At 38.5% G+C, this 608-nt stretch carries 1 pseudogene; it reads left to right on the top strand.

Annotation, left to right across the window (positions count from 1 at the left end):
* Positions 1–124: 124 nt before the first annotated feature.
* A pseudogene (locus AB4Z33_RS31150) lies at positions 125–469 on the top strand (SDR family NAD(P)-dependent oxidoreductase); the annotation flags it as partial.
* Positions 470–608 lie beyond the last annotated feature (139 nt).

The raw sequence follows: 608 nt of genomic DNA, 5'->3' as shown, positions 1-608 counted from the left end.
GGAAAGAAAAGAAGAATGATAAGTTGAAAAGTATTAGTAACTGGCGCATATAAAGGAATTGGCTTTATTGCTTTGAAATTGATAAACAAGTAAGTTAAGAAAACTATGGAGAAGAGGAACTATAATGAAACTTACAGGAAATACAATACTTATTACAGGCGGAAGTTCTGGAATAGGATTAGCTTTTGCAGAGCGCTTTATAAAAGCTGGAAATAAAGTAATTGTTTGTGGACGACGTGAAAATGTACTTCAAAAAGCGAAAGAAAAATCCCCTAGCCTTATTACTCGTGTAAGTAATTTGGATATTGAATCCGAGCGTGTAGCATTGTTTGATTGGGTATCAGCGAACTATCCAGAAGTGAATGTGTTAGTTAACAATGCAGGAATCCAACAACGCTTTAATGTGCTAAAGGCGGATGTGAGGAACAATTGGAGTTATTTCAGTAAAGAAATCACAACCAACATTGAAGGGTCTGTCAATAATTTTGTGTAAACTCATTTATAAGGAACTCCCCCGAGGGGGAGTTGGCCTGTTAGCGTAGGTGCTGGCCGACTCGATCAGGGAAGAAAACGGAGAGTTGGAGCAGCATTTGTCCCCAGTTCTGAAC

The organism is Paenibacillus sp. 2TAB19 (assembly GCF_052115185.1).
Classification (GTDB): Bacteria; Bacillota; Bacilli; order Paenibacillales; family Paenibacillaceae; genus Pristimantibacillus.
The sequence above is the reverse complement of the archived record's forward strand: the minus strand, read 5'-3'. Positions and strand labels throughout refer to the sequence as shown.